The organism is Gordonia sp. UBA7860 (assembly GCF_002500165.1).
GTDB lineage: Bacteria > Actinomycetota > Actinomycetes > Mycobacteriales > Mycobacteriaceae > Gordonia > Gordonia sputi.
Genome location: NZ_DLSO01000043.1, coordinates 64,525 through 64,853, shown reverse-complemented (window position 1 = coordinate 64,853; position 329 = coordinate 64,525). Strand labels below are relative to the sequence as shown.

The window sequence follows — 329 nt, the reverse complement described above, 5'->3', positions numbered from 1 at the left end:
GACGTCGCGCGCGACGTCGTCTACACCGCGACGCTGTCGGGTGGCGCATATGAAGTGCGCGACGGTGTGCGTACGAGGCTTCGTGCCAACCCGATCTCGCGCGTCGACCTCGCACTGGTCGCGACCGGCTTCGGCTACGACGTCGAGCGCCGACGCGTGCAGGGCGAGCTGATGTCCCGGCTTCTTCCCCGGGTTCGGGATCTACGTCGAATAGGTGCCGCGGCGCTCGACCTGTGCATGGTCGCCTCCGGCGCGGTTGATGCGCATATCGAGCACGGATTGAGTCCCTGGGACTGGGCGGCCGGTGCCCTCGTCGCAGCAGAGGCGGG

Annotated in this window: 1 protein-coding gene; it reads left to right on the top strand. The window is 68.7% G+C overall.

The window, feature by feature from the left end:
- Positions 1-329, top strand: a 329-nt coding sequence (locus B3T59_RS06330; protein WP_287001765.1) for an inositol monophosphatase family protein, incomplete at both ends; no start/stop codon positions are given.